Raw genomic sequence first — 14,724 nt, 5'->3', positions numbered from 1 at the left:
AGATCGTGCCCGAAATACGTTAGACTCAGCGCCACAGTCCGCGGCGTACCGTCCGCTCTCGAACTCCCCGGCAGTCGATGCGCTACTCCGTAGAAATCAGGAAATTCCTCTATAGCCAGTACTTTTACGGCGGCCTGCGCATCGCGATCGGCATCTCGCTTCCTGCCGTCCTGTGCCTGTTCGTCTTTCACAAAAGCGAGCTCGGTTTCACCATCTCGACCGGCGCGCTCGGCGCCTGCGTGGTCGACATGCCGGGTCCGCTCAAGTACAAGCGCAACGAAATGCTCGCGTGCAGCGTGATCGGGTTTCTCTCCGCTTACGCGACCGGCCTCGCCACCTTCAGTCCCATCGCGCTATGGGCCACAGTGGTGCCCCTCACCTTCGTGCTCTCGTTGATCGTCGTGTACGGCAACCGCTGGCCACAGATCAGCTTCGCCACCCTCTTCATGATGGTGATGACGCTCGAAGAGCACTTCACGCCGCATCTCGCGCTCGTCAATGCGTTGTGGATCCTGCTGGGCGGCCTCTGGTACACGGCGTGGTCGACTTTGATCAGCCACCTGATGCTCGATCGCATCGAGCAGCAGGCGCTCGCCGAAAGCGTGTTCGCCTGCGCCGACTATCTGCTCGCGCGCGCCCAGTTCTTCGACCTCGACAACGATCTCGACGAGTGCTATCGCAAGCTCGTCGCGAAGCAGATCGCCGCCGTCGAGCGTCAGGACGCGGCGCGCGACATCGTGCTGCGCAACCTGCCGAAACTCAGGGCCGGCAAGATCGATGCGCGGCGCGCCATGCACTTCAACCTGTTCATCAACACGGTCGATCTGCATGAGCTGTTCGTGGGCGCGCACACCGACTACCCGCTCGTGCGCAACACCTTCGGCGGCTCGGACCTGCTCGTGTTCTATCGCGACCTGATCCGCAAGGCCGCCGCCGATCTCGAAGACATCGGCCTCGCGGTGCTGCAAAACGAAGCGCCGCGCGCAAGCGTGAACGTGAAGGCCGAGCTGCGCGCCATCGAATACGAGCTCGAGCAGCTGAAAAAGCGCGACCTGGCCGCGACCGACCCGGAGGCCTATGCGGCGATCTCGGCGTCGTTCCGGCGTATCTGGAGCGCGACACGCCTGATCGATCGCATGCGCCGCAGTCTCGCGAGCGAGGTGCCGACGACTGAGACCGAGGTGCGCATCGACGAAGCGCTCACACGTTTCGTGACGAACCGTCGCGTGTCCTGGCTGCAGATCTTCTCGAATCTCACGATGGCCTCACCGAGCTTTCGCCACGCACTGCGCGTGACGATCGCCGTGGCGGTGGGCTTCTGGCTCGGGCGCTTGTTGCCGCTCACCAACGCCTACTGGATCGTGATGACGAGCATCATCATCCTGAAGCCGGGCTACTCGCTCACGCGCCAGCGCAACGCGCAGCGTATCGTCGGCACGCTGATCGGCTGTATCGCGAGCATTGCGCTGATCCTGCTCGTGAAGCAGCCGCTCGTGCTGCTCGTCTCGATGTTCGCGGCGATGGTGATGAGCTACAGCCTGCTGCTCTTCAACTACACGGCGAGCGTGGTGTTCACGTCGGCCTATGTACTCCTGATGTTCCATCTGCTCGCGCCCGGCAGCATGCGCATCATCGGCGAGCGCGCGATCGACACGGTGGTGGGCTGCATGATCGCCATCGCCGCGAGCCATCTATTCCCGTACTGGGAATACCGTCTGATGGGCAAGCTCGTGCACGACATGATCGCCGCGACGCGCAGCTACCTCGAGGCAAGCTGGTGGTGGAGCGGGCGCACCAGCGCGCCACAGCCGGCGTTCGCGGTGGTCGCAGCGAGCGAGGCAGGCGCACGCGTGTCGGCCCGTGACGCCCCCGCGACGACAATTGCAGCGGATGCGGGCGGCGTGGCAAATCACGTTTCGGTCAGCGTGAGCGCAATGGGAAGCGCCTCGGCGAACGCGGCAAGTGTCGTTGACGAACCGGTCGCGGCCACGTCCGCCGCCGCGACGATCGACGAGTCGCCTACGACCGGCGCTGCCGGCTCGCCCGTCTCGGCCGTGGGTGCGAAAGCCGCTGCACAGTCCACGCAAACCACTGCGGGCGCAGCCGCGGCCGCACCGTCGCTCGCGCGCGACTTCCGCTACCGGCTCGCGCGCAAGAACGTGCACGTGGCGTTTGCGAATCTCGGCCAGGCGTTCCAGCGCATGATGCTCGAGCCGAAGGCCGCGCAGAAGTTCGTGCCCGAACTCAACGACCTGCTCGTGCGCAGCCACGTGCTCGCCTCGCAAATCACGGCCACCGCTCCGCTCCTGCGCAGCACGGCGCGGCCCGACCAGCCAGAGGTCAAACTCGATGCACTCGAGCGCGCGCTTTCGTGCGTGCGCGAGAACCTCGTCGCCGCCGAGGCGGGCACGCCGGCGCCCCTCGATCAAACTGACATCACGAGGCAACTCACGCGCGAACTCGATGCGATGGTGGTGGAAACCGAGCGCGCGCTCGGCGCCACCGCGGAACTTCCGCAGGAGCTCAAACTGCTCGCGCACCAATGCAAGCAGATGATCGCAGCGTCCTGGCTCATTCGCCGGGACGCGAGCATCATCCGGCTACCGGAGGAATAAGAAGGAAATGGCCCGGCGCGTCACTGCGTCGAGCCGCTGGCTTGCGAAGCGGCCGTGCTCGCGGATGCATTCGCCCCGCCGGCGCCAACAGTCTCTTCGTACTCGCGCTTGCTTTTCAGTGCGTTGAACAGCACGGTGCCGATCACGAACACCACCACCACCACGATGAGCACGGCAACGCCAACGGTGGGGTTCTTCTTGCGCGGTTCGTTCATCGGTCGTGCCCAGCCTCGAATTGGATGACAGGAACGGGCATTCTACGCCGCCAAGCCTTGCAGACGGCTTGCGCCACGAGGGACCTGCGTGCCGTTACGTCCCGCTGCGCACGGGCAGCGCCGTCGAATACTTGAGCTGCTCCATCGCGAAGCTCGAGCTGACGTCGAATAGCGGCACGGCGCGAATGAGCTGCTTGTAGACGCGGTCGAAATCGTCGATATCGGAGACCACGATGCGCAGCAGGTAGTCGGTCTCTCCGCTCATGCGATACGCCTCGACGATCTCGGGAATCTCCTGCACGGCGCGCGTAAAGGTCTGCGCCCATGCCTCGGTGTGCTGGTTGGTGCGCACGGCGACGAACACCGTCGTTCCCACGCCGAGCTTGCGCGGGTCGCACAGCGCGACCTGCGCGCGAATCACGCCCGTTTCCTTCAGGCGCTGCACGCGCTTCCAGCATGGCGTTTGCGAAAGATTGACGCGCTGCGCCAATTCGGCGACCGGCATAGTCGCGTCCTGCTGCAGCAGCTCAACCAGCTTTCTGTCGATGAGATCCATTTCCGCACTCCCCGAAGCGTAGAAATTTATTCTACACGATGGGCAAATGGGAAAAGAATAGGAAAACTCTTTCTCGACGCGAACGGCTATAAATCTTCCTATAGGAAAACGGAAGAAGAACACGCCATGAACGCCCCAGCCGAACTCGCCCTGCTGAGTGCCGTCCACACCGCGGAGCAGCACGCCGCGGCGGTCGCACGCTTCACCGCTGCGCTCGACGCGGCCTTCGATGCCTGCGCGACGCCCCGCGACCCGTCGCGCTGCGCACGCTTCGCGCGCGGCATGCGCGAAGCGCTCACGCGAGCGCTCGCCGACCCGGCCCTCGTCACGAGTGCGCAGCGCGAAGGCGGCGCCGACACGTACCGGCGTCATGTCATCGCGACGGACAGCCGCGGCCGCTACACGGTGGCGGCGCTCGTCTGGCAGCCGGGTCACGCGAGCCCGATTCACGCACATCACACCTGGTGCGGCTACGCCGTGCTCGACGGCACGCTGACCGAAACGCTCTACACGTGGGACGATGCGCGCCAGGGCGCCGACGTGGTTCGCTCGCATCCGCGCGCGAGTGGCGCGGTGTCGTTCGGTGGACGCGGGCGCGCCAGCATTCACCGGCTCTCAAACGGCAGCGGCGCGCCGGCCGTCTCGCTGCACGTCTACGGCGTCGCCGTCGAGCACATCGCTACGCAAGTCAACGACGTGCTGCCGCTCGCACAACTGCGGCGCGACAAGGTGATTTGAGCGGTCTAAGCGGCGCAGGCGTTCAGCCGCGGCCGCCCGCCGTGGGGATCTGTGGCGGCGCGCCCTCGGGGCCCGCGGTCGGCGGCGGCGCGGGCCGCGGCTCGTGTGAGGCGTCGCGCGCCACGCCGCCAGGCGCGTGCGCGCCAGACGCAGGCGGATGAGCATGCGCCGCCCCGTGCGGCTCCTCGACATCGCCGTTGCGCGAGGCCATGTGCACCTGCATCTGCGGCACCGGCATCTCGATGCCGGCTTCGTCCATGTGGCGCTTCAGGCGCGCATTGAACGCACGCGCCACGCTCCACTGCTGCAGCGGCCGCGTCTTGATCTGCCCTTTCACGACCATCCAGTTCGGGTCGAACCGGTCGAGCCCCCACACTTCCACAGGCCCGAGTATCTCGCGGCGATAACGGAAGTCGGCGACGAGTTCGGCGCCTGTCTCGCGAATCATGCGCGTGACCGTATCGAGATCGACCGAGAACGGCACACGCACTTCGAATACCGCAAACGCGAAATCGCGCGAGAGGTTCTTCACGATCTTGATTTGCGAGAACGGAATGGCATGGATCGCGCCCTGCCCGTCGCGCAGCCGCACGGTGCGGATCGACAGATGTTCGACCGTGCCCGCATGGCCATTGTCGATGTCGATCCAGTCGCCCACCGAGATCGTCTCCTCGATGATGATGAAGAGGCCCGTGATGAGATCGGCCACGAGCGACTGCGCGCCAAAGCCGATGGCAAGCCCGATCACGCCCGCACCGGCGAGCAACGGTGTCACGTTGATACCGAGATTGGCCGCGGTGACGATCCCGGTGATGGTGAGGATCGTCACGAGCACGGCGTTGCGCACGAGCGGCAGCATGGTGCGCGCGCGCGTACTGGGCGCGCGGCCCTTGGTGCGCGGGCCGGTCGGGTTGAGCGCTTCGAGAATCGCGGTATCGACCGTGATCCACACGAGCCACGCGAGAAACACCGTCGACACGATCGCGAAAATGGCGTGCGCGATGCCGCGCGCGGCCACGCTCGCCTCGATAGTGGCGGCGAGCGATATGTCCCAAAGGCGCGCGCACGACTCGAAATACGCGAACCAGATGAACACCACGAGCAGCGTGCCGGCGAAGCGCAGCAGCCGCCGCAGATACGGCGAGCGCCGCCGCACGCGCGCGGGGTTCGGGCGCGTGATGCGCAGCACGACGGCGGAGAGGAAGAACGCGAGCACGAGCAGGAGCGCGGAGACCACGGAGATCTGCAGCACGTCGTCGCGGTTGCCGATGCCGCCGAACGTGGCGACGATCGAAGCGCCGGCGAGCAGCAGCATCGGCAGTTGCCAGAGCGAGGCGAGCACGTCGAGGACTTCGGTGAGCGCCTTGTGGCCGTGGCGCAGCGTATAGCTGCGGTTGCGGATGAGATGCGCGACCGGCCGCCGGAACGCGATGGCGAATACGACCGTCAGCGCGGCCGCCGCCATGTTCGCCGCGGTGCTCACCAGTGCGGCGAGGTTCACACCCAACTGGCGCGCGACCTCGAAATTGGTCGCGGCGTCGCCGAGCGCGGCCAGCACGCCGATCGCGAAGAGCAGCCGGCGCGAGCGCGCGATCAGAACGCGCACGGCCGCGCGCCGGTGCCCCGAGCCGAACAGCGAAAACATGATCAGGCAGATCGACGAGAACACCGCGCCCGCAACGATCGCGTAGGCGATCACGAGGGCGAGCGTGCGCCCGAGCGCGTCCGGCATCGAGCGCTCGACCACGAGCGCGCCGACGAACGCCACGATCCACGGCGCCGCGCGATGCACGACGAAAATCAGCAGATCGATGGTGCGCGGATCGGGCCGCAGGCCTGTCTCGACATCGAAACGCCTCAGCAGGCGCCGCTCGAGCCAGCGCAGCACTGCCGCGCATGCACCCCAGCCGGCCAGCATGGCGAACAGATCGAACACGATGCGCCCGAGGCTTTCCCCTTCTCCGCCCGACGCGACGTCATAAAGCTCGATGCCGGCTGCTCTGAAGCGCCCTGCCCAGTAGTGAAACGGACTGCGGCCGCGGCGCGCGTCCGCCTCGACATTGGCCAGGCCCGACGCGATCGCGCCCAGCAGCCCCGAGGTCGACGCCGCACCCGAAGCGGGCGCGGGCGCCACGTTTTCCGACGCGCTGCGCAGCTTCTTGAGCTGGTTGAGGAGCGCGGTGCGCTGGCGCTCGTTGTCGAGCGTGGCGATGACGCTGTCGAGCGAGCGCGTGAACTCGGCCTGGCTCGCAGGTGAAGGCGCCGAAGCCGCTTCGGCTGCCGAAGCGCCGGAGGCCGCGGCCGGCGCGCCGGTGATGATGCTCTTGAGCACCGGCAGCACGGGCGCCGGCACCGCTTGGGCGGCGGCCCGCATCGGCACGGCCAGGCACGCCGCGAGGCACGCGAGGAGGATCAGCGCGCGAAGGAAGGCGCGAACGCATGAGCGCACCGGTGTGGCGCGCGAAAATAGTGCACGATCTGCCGCACCGAAGCGCATGCGCGACGGCCCGGCGCCCGCGCCATCGCGTCCGATGCTGGTATTCATGGCGGAGAGGCAAAAACAGGACGGTCCAGTTTAGCCGCACTCCGCCGCCCCGCGCCTCGCGCGTGCGTAACAGTTTGTCAGCGCGAAGGTAGCGCCGCGTCGCGCCTTCGCTTCGCGCCTCAGTAGGCCGCCGTTGCAATCTGACGAATGAAGCGGCCCTGCTCCAACTCGTCGACGAAGGCGATCGCGTAGTCTTCGGCCGAGATGCGGCTCTCGCCCTTCGCATCGGCGATCAACGTATTGGAAGCCGTACGGAACGTGCCCGTGCGCTCGCCCGGGGCGATGATCGCGGCCGGCGCGAAGAACGTCCAGTCGATGTCGCTGACCGTGCGGTAGTACTCGAACGCCTCGCGGTGGGCGAGCGCGATCGCCTTGTAGGCATCCGGGAAGCCTTCGGTATCGACGAGCTGCTTGCCGGGCGCAACCTCCAGCGAGCCGGCGCCACCCACCACCACGAGACGCTTGAGCCCCGCCGCTCGCACGCCGTCGACCAAGGCGCGGCTCGCGACCAGCAGATCGCCGAGTTGCTCCTTGGGCGGCGCGTAGGCGCTCGCCACTACATCATGGCCGCGCACCGCTGCGGCTACGCTCGCCGCGTCGAGCAAATCGGCAGGCGCCGCGTGAACGTTCGGCGTGGCTGCCACTCGTTCGGGCTGGCGCACCAGCGCGCTCACCTCGTGGCCGCGCCGCGCCGCTTCAGCGGCAATGCGCGAACCGACCATGCCCGTTGCGCCAAAGAGAGCGATTTTCAGCGTCTTGCTCATGAACTGACTCCTGTTTTCCGTATTTATGTAACTACCAAAGTTACATTTTAGGGGTGAATAAACGGGGCAATGCCCCGCTGATGAATCTCGCAGCGCGCCTTCCGTTCAGGCCCGTCGCGCCCGCGCGCGTTCGAGTTTGCGCTCGCTGCGCGCCATGTCGTCGACGACGTCCGCGAGCGTGCGAGTGGCGAGCGACGCCTCCATGGCGCGCTGTGCGTCGTCGATCACACCGCGCAGCGTCTGCTGGATATGGCGCCCGACGAGGCAAGCCGGATTCGGCTCCTCGCGGTGCATGGCGAACAACTGCGCGTCGTCGACCGCATGATAGACGTCGAGCAGCGTGATCGCCTGCGGCTCGCGCGCGAGCAGCGCGCCACCGCCCGCGCCCAGTTGCGACGCCGTGAGGCCCGCGCCGGCAAGCATCGACAGCAGCCTGCGAATGAGCGCGGGATTCGTGTTCACGCTGCCCGCGATGACCTCCGACGACAGCGGCACGCCCTCTTGCTGCGCGAGTAGCGCGAGCACATGCACGGCGAAGGCGAAACGGCTACTCGTATTCACGGCGAACCTGCCACTGCTGCGCGGCGCGCGAATGTATCGAACCACACATGCCAAAAAGTGTAACCATCATAATTACATTAATCCGTAGCGTCAACCCGTCAGCCGCAGCTCGCACGGCTGCGGCCTTACTTCGAGGCATCCGACGCCTGCCCCGGCGCCGATGCGGCCTCGGCGGCGTTGCTCGCCCAGCGTTGCAACGAGTGCCCCGCATTCGTCAAGCCGGTGCCGGTGGCCGCGGCTGCCTGCCCGAGCAAGGCTTGCGCCGTGCTTGCCGCGCCGTGCAACTGGCCCTGCGCCGAGGAAGCCAGCTCGGCCGTGGATGCGCTCGCCTGCTGACCTTGCGACGCCGCCGAATCGAGCTTCTGCTGCGCCGCACCGAGTTGCTGGTTCACATAGCTCGCAGCCTTGCCGAGCGCTTGCGCCGCCTGCTGCGCGGCCTGGCTGGCGGCGTCCTGCGTGGCCTGCTTCACGGCGTCCGCGGACTGCTTGCTCAGATCGGGCGTGGAAGCGTCCTGCTTGTTACAGCCGGCGGCGAGTGCCGCACACACGAGCAGGCAGGCAAGCGTCAGCCTTTGCGTCGAAACCTTCGAAAACATGGTCATCCTGAAAAATTCCCCGCATGAAGCGGCTTGCATAGATGAAAACGCGGCAATGATACGCCGTCGCGCCGCACCGATTCTGACGAAATGAGCGAAAAACCCGCCCGCTCGAAAACAGGCCGCGACACCGCGCTCGCATCGGCGCTCAATACCGTCGAGCGCGCTTCGAGCGCGAGCGCTTCGAGCCGCGCCAGTAAAGCCGTCGCGAGCCCGTGGCGCGACCATGCCGGCGCAACGTAAAGCATCTCGACGTGATCGAGCGGAAAGAGCTGCCCGAACGCAACGGCCGCACCGTCACACTCCGCCACGAGCGTCACGCCGCGCGCGAGACGCGCGTCGAAGTCTGCAAGATCGTCCGCTGCCGCGGCCCACGCCACGCGCTGCGCCGCGTCGTAGCACGAGGCCGCAAGCTTGGTCACGGACGCGCGAAACAAAGCGGCTAGCGCGGGCGCGTCGCGGCCCGGCTCGTAGCGCCGCCAGTCGATGGATTGCCGAGGGTGCCGCGCATCGCCCGCAGCGCCATGTTTTGTGAAATCGTCAAACATGATGGGGTAGACTGCCCTCGCGCAAGATCTGTTCCCCCGTCCACCTCTGGAGACAAACGATGGCCGTCAAGAAGATCCTGTTCCTCACCGGCGATTTTGCCGAAGACTACGAAACGATGGTGCCGTTCCAGGCGCTGCAGGCCGTAGGCCACCGCGTCGACGCCGTGTGCCCCGGCAAGAAGGCCGGCGAGCGCGTGAAGACCGCGATCCACGATTTCGAGGGTGACCAGACCTACACCGAAAAGCCGGGGCACCAGTTCGCGCTCAACGCGACTTTCGACGAAATCGACGCCGCCAGCTACGACGCGCTCGCCATCGCGGGAGGGCGTGCGCCCGAATACCTGCGCCTCGACCCGAAGGTCATCGAGATGGTGCGTCACTTCGCCCATGCGAACAAGCCCATCGCGGCGATCTGCCATGCTGCCCAACTGCTCGCCGCCGCCGAAGTGATCCGCGGCAAGCGCATTTCCGCCTATCCGGCCTGCGCGCCCGAGGTGCGGCTCGCGGGCGGCGAATACGCCGACATCGCCATCGACAGCGCGGTGACGGACGCCCCCTTCGTCACCGCGCCGGCGTGGCCCGCTCATCCCGAATGGCTGCGCCAGTTCCTCACGCTCCTCGGTACGCGCATCGAGCCGTGAGCGGGCACTGATCCACTCGCGCGCCGCGCCTGTCTCGCATGAGGCGCGGCGCGCGCCGACTGCCAATTCGGACTGGTCTGATTTCACCGCACCACACCGCTAGCCAGAATAGCCGCCAGTTATTCTGGAGTACGGAGTGCGTGTCGTGGATCTTACGGATTGGCTAGTGATACTCGGGATCGCCCTCACAGCGATCCTCTTCTTTTGCAAGCGCGGCGGCCGCAAAGGCAGCTTGACCGACCGGGCGCGCCACCTGCACGGCACGCGTCTACTCCTGCAGGGGGCGTTTGCGCTGTGGGCCGCGCTGCTCATGCTCGACCGCAGCTTCGTCTTGCCGCTCAGCGTGCCGTTCGGCATCGCCATGAATCCTCACACGATACTGGCCACTGCACTGGCACTCGGGGGCGTGGGCGCCATCTGGTCGTTTCGCGCGAGCCGCCTGCTCAAGCCACGCCGGCTCTTCAGCACGTGCTGAGCGCACAGCGAGTGCGCTTGCCTGTCAGTGCCTAAGTCTCTCCTAACGTGCCTCCTAAGCACGCCTCCTAAGCGCCTGCGGGTGGTCGCAACGCCGTTTGGGGTGTCGTCCGTAATTCGCTTCGAACGCTGCCCTTCGCGTTCGCGCCACCTGCGCCATCGCTCGCGCCATATCCTGAAAAGCCACCCGGCGACCCTTCCGAACGCTCCGCGCGTTCGAGTGCGCTGATGATCTGCTCCGCGTCGCCGGGCAAAGGCGGCGCGACGGCAAGCGCATCGGGCAGCGACAAATAGAATGTCGTTCCCTCGCCTTCCATCGACTCCACCCACACGCGCCCACCGTGCCGCTCCACGACGCGGCGCACGAGCGCGAGCCCGATGCCCTCACCCGGCGCAACATTGCCGTGCATGCGCTGGAACGCCTGAAAGAGCCGCGGCAAGCCCACCTCGGGAATACCGAGTCCGTTGTCGCGCACATAGAAAATCTGCAGTGACTCGACGCCCGGCGGCGCATGCGCTGTGCCGATCTCGACGCGACCATCGCGCGCCGGATCGAGATAGTTGAGCGCGTTGCCGATCAGGTTTGCATACACCTGTTCCAGCGCCGTCGGGTCGCCCCATACGTCGGGCAGCGACTGCACGCTCACCTGCGCGCCGCGGGCGCGGATCGAGGCGTGCATCGCATCGACCACGCGCTGCACCAGCTCCTGGACGCTCACGCGCTGCCGCCGGTACTCCACGCGTCCCACGCGCGCGAGCCGCAGCAGCGCGTCGATGATGTGTGATGCGCGCAGCACCGCCGTTTGCAAATAGCGCAATGCCTCGCCAATGTCCTCGTCGATGGTCCGCTCGATGCGCGCGCGTGCCTGCGGCGTGAGCGAAGACTTCGCGACGCGCTCGCGAAGGTCGTTGCACGCATGATTGAGCTCGCGCGAGAAGCCCTGCAGATTCACGAGCGGCGCGCGCAGATCGTGCGACACGCCGTGGATGAACATCTCGTTTTCCTGAGTCTGCTGGCGCAGGTTTTCGTTGATGCCCGCAAGCTGGTCCGCGCGCCGCGCGAGGTCTGCCTGAAAACCGAGACGCAGCCGCTCGGCTTCGATCAGGCGCTGGCTGATCTGGTGCAGCGTGAGATCGAGCTCGGCGATTTCGTCGTTGCCCGCCGTGAGCGGCGCGAGCGGTTCGTTCGCGGCTAGCCGGCTCGCGTTGTCGGAAAGCGCATCGAGCCGACCGCGCACACCGCGCGTAAAGACCCAGACGGCAAGCGCGACCAGTACGATCGAGCCGAGCACCGCCGTCATCACGAGTGTCTGTTGCTGAGCGCGTGCCGCTTCGGCGGCGGCAACCCGCAACACGTCGAGGCGGCGCTCCTCGGTCTGCAACGAGACGATCTGCGTGCGCACGCGGTCGAGCACGTCGGCGGCCATGAGCGCGCGAAAGCGCTCGGCGAGGTCGGCGCGGCGGCCCGAGCGCAGAAGGTCCTGCACGCGGTCCGACCATTGGCGATAGTTCTGCACGGCGTAGCGAATCTGCACGGCGCGCTCGACCTGCGAGGGATTGTCGGAGACCAGATCGACGAGCAGGTCGATGCGGCGGTCCACGTCCATCCACATCGAAACGGGTGTGGCGTAACTCGTGTCGTTGGCCGCTACTGCGCCACGCAGCTTCACTGACTCGACCAGCACCGGTTCGAGCACGCGCGAAGCTTGCGCCAGCACGGCCTGGCTGTGCTGGCCCCAGCGCTCTGCCGCCGCGGCGTCGGTCTCGGCCTTCACGATGGCCGACAGCAAGCTCAGTTCGAATACGGCGGGAATCGCGATCAGCAGAAGCCCTTTGGTCGTGAGGCGCATTGCGTGGCGGGTACCGGGCGACCGGACGTGCGTGAGGTGGCAATCTGGCCATTATGTCGGCGTTTGCGCCCTATGTGCGCCCTAAGTGCGGCCCATGTGCGCCGAAGTTTGCCCGGCCACGAAAACTCCAGGTTATTTCGATTAGCCGACAATTCATTGATATGGAAAGGAAAATCGAATTAACCGCCCTATTCTGGCGCGCGAGTTCCCCACCTTTGCGCGCATGCCCGAGTTCGTGCCGAAACGTGGTGCATGCGCCCCAGATATCAGCACCCGGTTCAAGGACCCGACATGCACGCTTTTTCCGCATCGGTGCACAGCCGCACCGGCTTGACGCCTGTAGTGGCCACGAATTCACCAGTTTGGCGCCGAAGCTGGCCCGCATCTTGCGTTGTATGCGCCCATTTTGGGCAAACTGGGTACGCCAGATGGACAATCTCAAGACCGGCACCGACACGCTATTTCTGCTGCTGGGCGCCGCCATGGTGCTCGCCATGCATGCCGGGTTCGCGTTTCTCGAACTCGGCACCGTGCGCAAGAAGAATCAGGTCAATGCGCTCGTGAAGATCCTCGTCGATTTTTCGATTTCGACGATCGCCTACTTCTTCATCGGCTATACGCTCGCCTATGGCGTGCAGTTCTTCTCGCGCGCCGACGTGCTCGCCGAGCACAACGGCTACGCGCTCGTGCGCTTCTTCTTCCTGCTCACCTTCGCGGCGGCGATTCCCGCCATCGTGTCGGGCGGCATTGCGGAGCGTTCGAAGTTCAATCCGCAACTGTTCGCGACCTTCGTGATCGTCGGCTTCATCTACCCGTTTTTCGAGGGGATGGTGTGGAACAACCGCCTCGGTTTCGAAGATGCGATGACGCACATGTTCGGTGTACCGTTCCATGACTTCGCGGGCTCCGTGGTCGTCCACGCGTTCGGCGGCTGGATCGCGCTGCCGGCTGTGCTGCTGCTCGGGCCGCGTCACGGCCGCTATACGCGCGACGGCCGCATCGCCGCGCATCCGCCCTCGAGTATTCCGTTTCTCGCGCTCGGCGCGTGGGTGCTCGCGGTGGGTTGGTTCGGCTTCAACGTGATGAGCGCGCAGACGATCGACAAGATCAGCGGTCTCGTCGCCGTCAATTCGCTCATGGCGATGGTGGGCGGCACGCTCGCCGCCTGGTTCGCAGGCCGCAACGATCCTGGCTTCACCTACAACGGGCCGCTCGCGGGGCTCGTGGCCGTGTGTGCGGGCTCGGACATCATGCATCCGCTCGGCGCGCTCGTGACGGGGGCGGTAGCCGGCGCGCTGTTCGTCTATATGTTCACTTGCGTGCAAAATCGCTGGCGCATCGACGACGTGCTCGGCGTGTGGCCGCTGCACGGCCTGTGCGGCGCGTGGGGCGGCATCGCCGCGGGTATTTTCGGCCAGCGCGGGCTGGGCGGGCTCGGCGGCGTCTCGCTCGGCGCGCAGATCGTCGGCACGATTGCCGGCATCGTGATCGCCTTCCTCGGCGGCCTTGTGGTGTACGGCCTGCTGCGCAAGTTCGTGGGGCTGCGCATCGATCGCGAACAGGAGTTCAACGGCACCGACCTGTCGATCCACAAGATTACGGCCACGCCGGAACGCGAAACGGTTTCCTGAAGTTGCCTAAAGTTGCCTGACGTCGCCTGATCTTTCCTGAGCGCCGCGCAATACTCACGCACGGGCGGCGCCCTGCCGCCCGCACCCCGTACGCATCACCAGACGATCATCAAAGCTGGCCCATGCCACCGGCGACGATCACTTCGGTGCCGACCATAAAGGCCGATTCGGCGGCGCTCAGATGCAGCACCGTCGAGGCAATCTCCTCCACCGTCGCAAAGCGCTTGAGCGGCACCAGCGCGCGGATCGACTCCTCGGCCGCCGCGAGTGCGGCGGCGTCCATGCCGAACTTGTTGTAGAGCGGCGTCTTCACGGGCCCGGGACTCACCACGTTCACGCGAATGCCGCGCGGCAGCAATTCGGCCGAGAGCGTCTTCGCGAACGAAATCAGCGCGGCCTTGCTCGCCGCATACACCGACGAAGTGGGCATGCCGATATGCGCGTTGATCGAGCCGTTGAGCACGATGGCCGCGCCGTCGTTGAGCACCGGCAAGAGCGCTTGAATCTGGAAGTACGCGCCCTTCACGTTGGTGTCGAAGGTCACATCCCAAAGCGCTTCGTCCACTTGCTCGAACGGCGCGAGCTTCGCCACGCCCGCATTGATGAACACGGCGTCGAGGCGCACGCCCGCGTCGCGCACGGCGGCAGCCAGTTCGCGCGCGCCGGTGAGCGAGGCCGCATCGTTGCGAAAGGCCCGGGCGTTCGGGCCGAGCGCGAGGCGCGCGGCTTCGAGCCCGGCTTCATCGCGGCCGGTGACGATGACGTGCGCGCCTTCGGCGGCATAGGCTTGCGCGGCGGCGAGGCCGATGCCGCTGGTGCCGCCGGTGACGAGGACAGTTTTGTTGGCAAAGCGGTTCATGATGTTCTCCTTGAGGGGGGATCGTCTCGACCTGAGACTGTGACGTCATATTGCCGGCCGGCGCGCCGCCTGCCGTGCGACGGTCCTGGCGCAAACGTTCGAAGCCATCGAACGTTTGCGCCAGGGTGCAG

At 66.2% G+C, this 14,724-nt stretch carries 14 protein-coding genes; 5 read left to right on the top strand and 9 right to left on the bottom strand.

Features of this window, described 5'->3' with window-relative positions; all coding sequences use genetic code 11:
- Positions 1-77: 77 nt before the first annotated feature.
- Positions 78-2,615, top strand: a complete 2,538-nt coding sequence (locus JMY28_RS15020) for an FUSC family membrane protein (RefSeq protein ID WP_201696737.1) — start codon at positions 78-80, stop codon at positions 2,613-2,615.
- 20 nt (positions 2,616-2,635) lie between these two features.
- On the opposite strand, the gene JMY28_RS15015 is transcribed toward JMY28_RS15020, so the two are convergent.
- Positions 2,636-2,830 (bottom strand): hypothetical protein, encoded by a 195-nt coding sequence (locus JMY28_RS15015; protein ID WP_201696736.1) that lies wholly within the window; start codon positions 2,828-2,830, stop codon positions 2,636-2,638.
- 94 nt (positions 2,831-2,924) lie between these two features.
- The gene (locus tag JMY28_RS15010; protein ID WP_028204798.1) at positions 2,925-3,386 is read right to left on the bottom strand and encodes an Lrp/AsnC family transcriptional regulator; all 462 of its coding nucleotides are present in this window, start codon (positions 3,384-3,386) and stop codon (positions 2,925-2,927) included.
- A 126-nt stretch (positions 3,387-3,512) separates the two neighbouring features.
- On the opposite strand from JMY28_RS15010, the gene JMY28_RS15005 reads away from it, so the two are divergent.
- A complete protein-coding gene (locus JMY28_RS15005) occupies positions 3,513-4,124 on the top strand; it encodes a cysteine dioxygenase family protein (RefSeq protein ID WP_201696735.1) in 612 nt (203 codons plus the stop codon).
- Between the two features lie 22 nt (positions 4,125-4,146).
- On the opposite strand, the gene JMY28_RS15000 is transcribed toward JMY28_RS15005, so the two are convergent.
- The 5 genes from JMY28_RS15000 to JMY28_RS14980 all read right to left on the bottom strand — a co-directional run bounded on the left by JMY28_RS15000 (position 4,147) and on the right by JMY28_RS14980 (position 9,138).
- Positions 4,147-6,669 (bottom strand): mechanosensitive ion channel family protein, encoded by a 2,523-nt coding sequence (locus JMY28_RS15000; protein ID WP_201696734.1) that lies wholly within the window; start codon positions 6,667-6,669, stop codon positions 4,147-4,149.
- Between the two features lie 119 nt (positions 6,670-6,788).
- Positions 6,789-7,433, bottom strand: coding sequence for an NAD(P)-dependent oxidoreductase (locus tag JMY28_RS14995; RefSeq protein ID WP_201696733.1), 645 nt, complete (start codon positions 7,431-7,433; stop codon positions 6,789-6,791).
- 105 nt (positions 7,434-7,538) lie between these two features.
- Entirely contained in the window at positions 7,539-7,994 is a 456-nt protein-coding gene (locus JMY28_RS14990; RefSeq protein ID WP_201696732.1) for an Rrf2 family transcriptional regulator, read from the bottom strand.
- Positions 7,995-8,119: 125 nt separating this feature from the next.
- Positions 8,120-8,590: a hypothetical protein gene (locus tag JMY28_RS14985; RefSeq protein WP_236596877.1), complete on the bottom strand. Its 471-nt coding sequence runs from the start codon at positions 8,588-8,590 to the stop codon at positions 8,120-8,122.
- A gap of 2 nt (positions 8,591-8,592) precedes the next feature.
- Complete coding sequence (locus JMY28_RS14980; RefSeq protein ID WP_201696730.1) at positions 8,593-9,138, bottom strand: GNAT family N-acetyltransferase; 546 nt, start codon at positions 9,136-9,138, stop codon at positions 8,593-8,595.
- Between the two features lie 59 nt (positions 9,139-9,197).
- Here JMY28_RS14980 and JMY28_RS14975 point away from each other — a divergent pair, with 59 nt between their 5' ends.
- Together JMY28_RS14975 and JMY28_RS14970 are read left to right on the top strand one after the other, a co-directional pair.
- Positions 9,198-9,779 (top strand): DJ-1/PfpI family protein, encoded by a 582-nt coding sequence (locus JMY28_RS14975; protein WP_201696729.1) that lies wholly within the window; start codon positions 9,198-9,200, stop codon positions 9,777-9,779.
- A 145-nt stretch (positions 9,780-9,924) separates the two neighbouring features.
- On the top strand, positions 9,925-10,254 hold the full coding sequence (locus JMY28_RS14970; protein WP_201696728.1) for a hypothetical protein: 330 nt from the start codon (positions 9,925-9,927) through the stop codon (positions 10,252-10,254).
- A gap of 67 nt (positions 10,255-10,321) precedes the next feature.
- On the opposite strand, the gene JMY28_RS14965 is transcribed toward JMY28_RS14970, so the two are convergent.
- A complete protein-coding gene (locus tag JMY28_RS14965; protein ID WP_201696727.1) occupies positions 10,322-12,103 on the bottom strand; it encodes a sensor histidine kinase in 1,782 nt (593 codons plus the stop codon).
- Between the two features lie 428 nt (positions 12,104-12,531).
- On the opposite strand from JMY28_RS14965, the gene JMY28_RS14960 reads away from it, so the two are divergent.
- Complete coding sequence (locus JMY28_RS14960; protein WP_201696726.1) at positions 12,532-13,734, top strand: ammonium transporter; 1,203 nt, start codon at positions 12,532-12,534, stop codon at positions 13,732-13,734.
- A gap of 109 nt (positions 13,735-13,843) precedes the next feature.
- On the opposite strand, the gene JMY28_RS14955 is transcribed toward JMY28_RS14960, so the two are convergent.
- Complete coding sequence (locus JMY28_RS14955; RefSeq protein ID WP_201696725.1) at positions 13,844-14,593, bottom strand: SDR family oxidoreductase; 750 nt, start codon at positions 14,591-14,593, stop codon at positions 13,844-13,846.
- Positions 14,594-14,724 lie beyond the last annotated feature (131 nt).

The organism is Paraburkholderia hiiakae, from assembly GCF_904848665.1.
Classification (GTDB): domain Bacteria; phylum Pseudomonadota; class Gammaproteobacteria; order Burkholderiales; family Burkholderiaceae; genus Paraburkholderia; species Paraburkholderia hiiakae.
The sequence above is the reverse complement of the archived record's forward strand: the minus strand, read 5'-3'. Positions and strand labels throughout refer to the sequence as shown.

What these genes read in the sequence shown, in the direction of transcription:
- JMY28_RS15020 (WP_201696737.1), top strand. Translation starts at nt 78, where the DNA reads ATGCGCTACTCCGTAGAAATCAGGAAATTCCTCTATAGCCAGTACTTT.
- JMY28_RS15015 (WP_201696736.1), bottom strand. Translation starts at nt 2,830, where the DNA reads ATGAACGAACCGCGCAAGAAGAACCCCACCGTTGGCGTTGCCGTGCTC.
- JMY28_RS15010 (WP_028204798.1), bottom strand. Translation starts at nt 3,386, where the DNA reads ATGGATCTCATCGACAGAAAGCTGGTTGAGCTGCTGCAGCAGGACGCG.
- JMY28_RS15005 (WP_201696735.1), top strand. Translation starts at nt 3,513, where the DNA reads ATGAACGCCCCAGCCGAACTCGCCCTGCTGAGTGCCGTCCACACCGCG.
- JMY28_RS15000 (WP_201696734.1), bottom strand. Translation starts at nt 6,669, where the DNA reads ATGAATACCAGCATCGGACGCGATGGCGCGGGCGCCGGGCCGTCGCGC.
- JMY28_RS14995 (WP_201696733.1), bottom strand. Translation starts at nt 7,433, where the DNA reads ATGAGCAAGACGCTGAAAATCGCTCTCTTTGGCGCAACGGGCATGGTC.
- JMY28_RS14985 (WP_236596877.1), bottom strand. Translation starts at nt 8,590, where the DNA reads ATGTTTTCGAAGGTTTCGACGCAAAGGCTGACGCTTGCCTGCCTGCTC.
- JMY28_RS14980 (WP_201696730.1), bottom strand. Translation starts at nt 9,138, where the DNA reads ATGTTTGACGATTTCACAAAACATGGCGCTGCGGGCGATGCGCGGCAC.
- JMY28_RS14975 (WP_201696729.1), top strand. Translation starts at nt 9,198, where the DNA reads ATGGCCGTCAAGAAGATCCTGTTCCTCACCGGCGATTTTGCCGAAGAC.
- JMY28_RS14965 (WP_201696727.1), bottom strand. Translation starts at nt 12,103, where the DNA reads ATGCGCCTCACGACCAAAGGGCTTCTGCTGATCGCGATTCCCGCCGTA.
- JMY28_RS14960 (WP_201696726.1), top strand. Translation starts at nt 12,532, where the DNA reads ATGGACAATCTCAAGACCGGCACCGACACGCTATTTCTGCTGCTGGGC.
- JMY28_RS14955 (WP_201696725.1), bottom strand. Translation starts at nt 14,593, where the DNA reads ATGAACCGCTTTGCCAACAAAACTGTCCTCGTCACCGGCGGCACCAGC.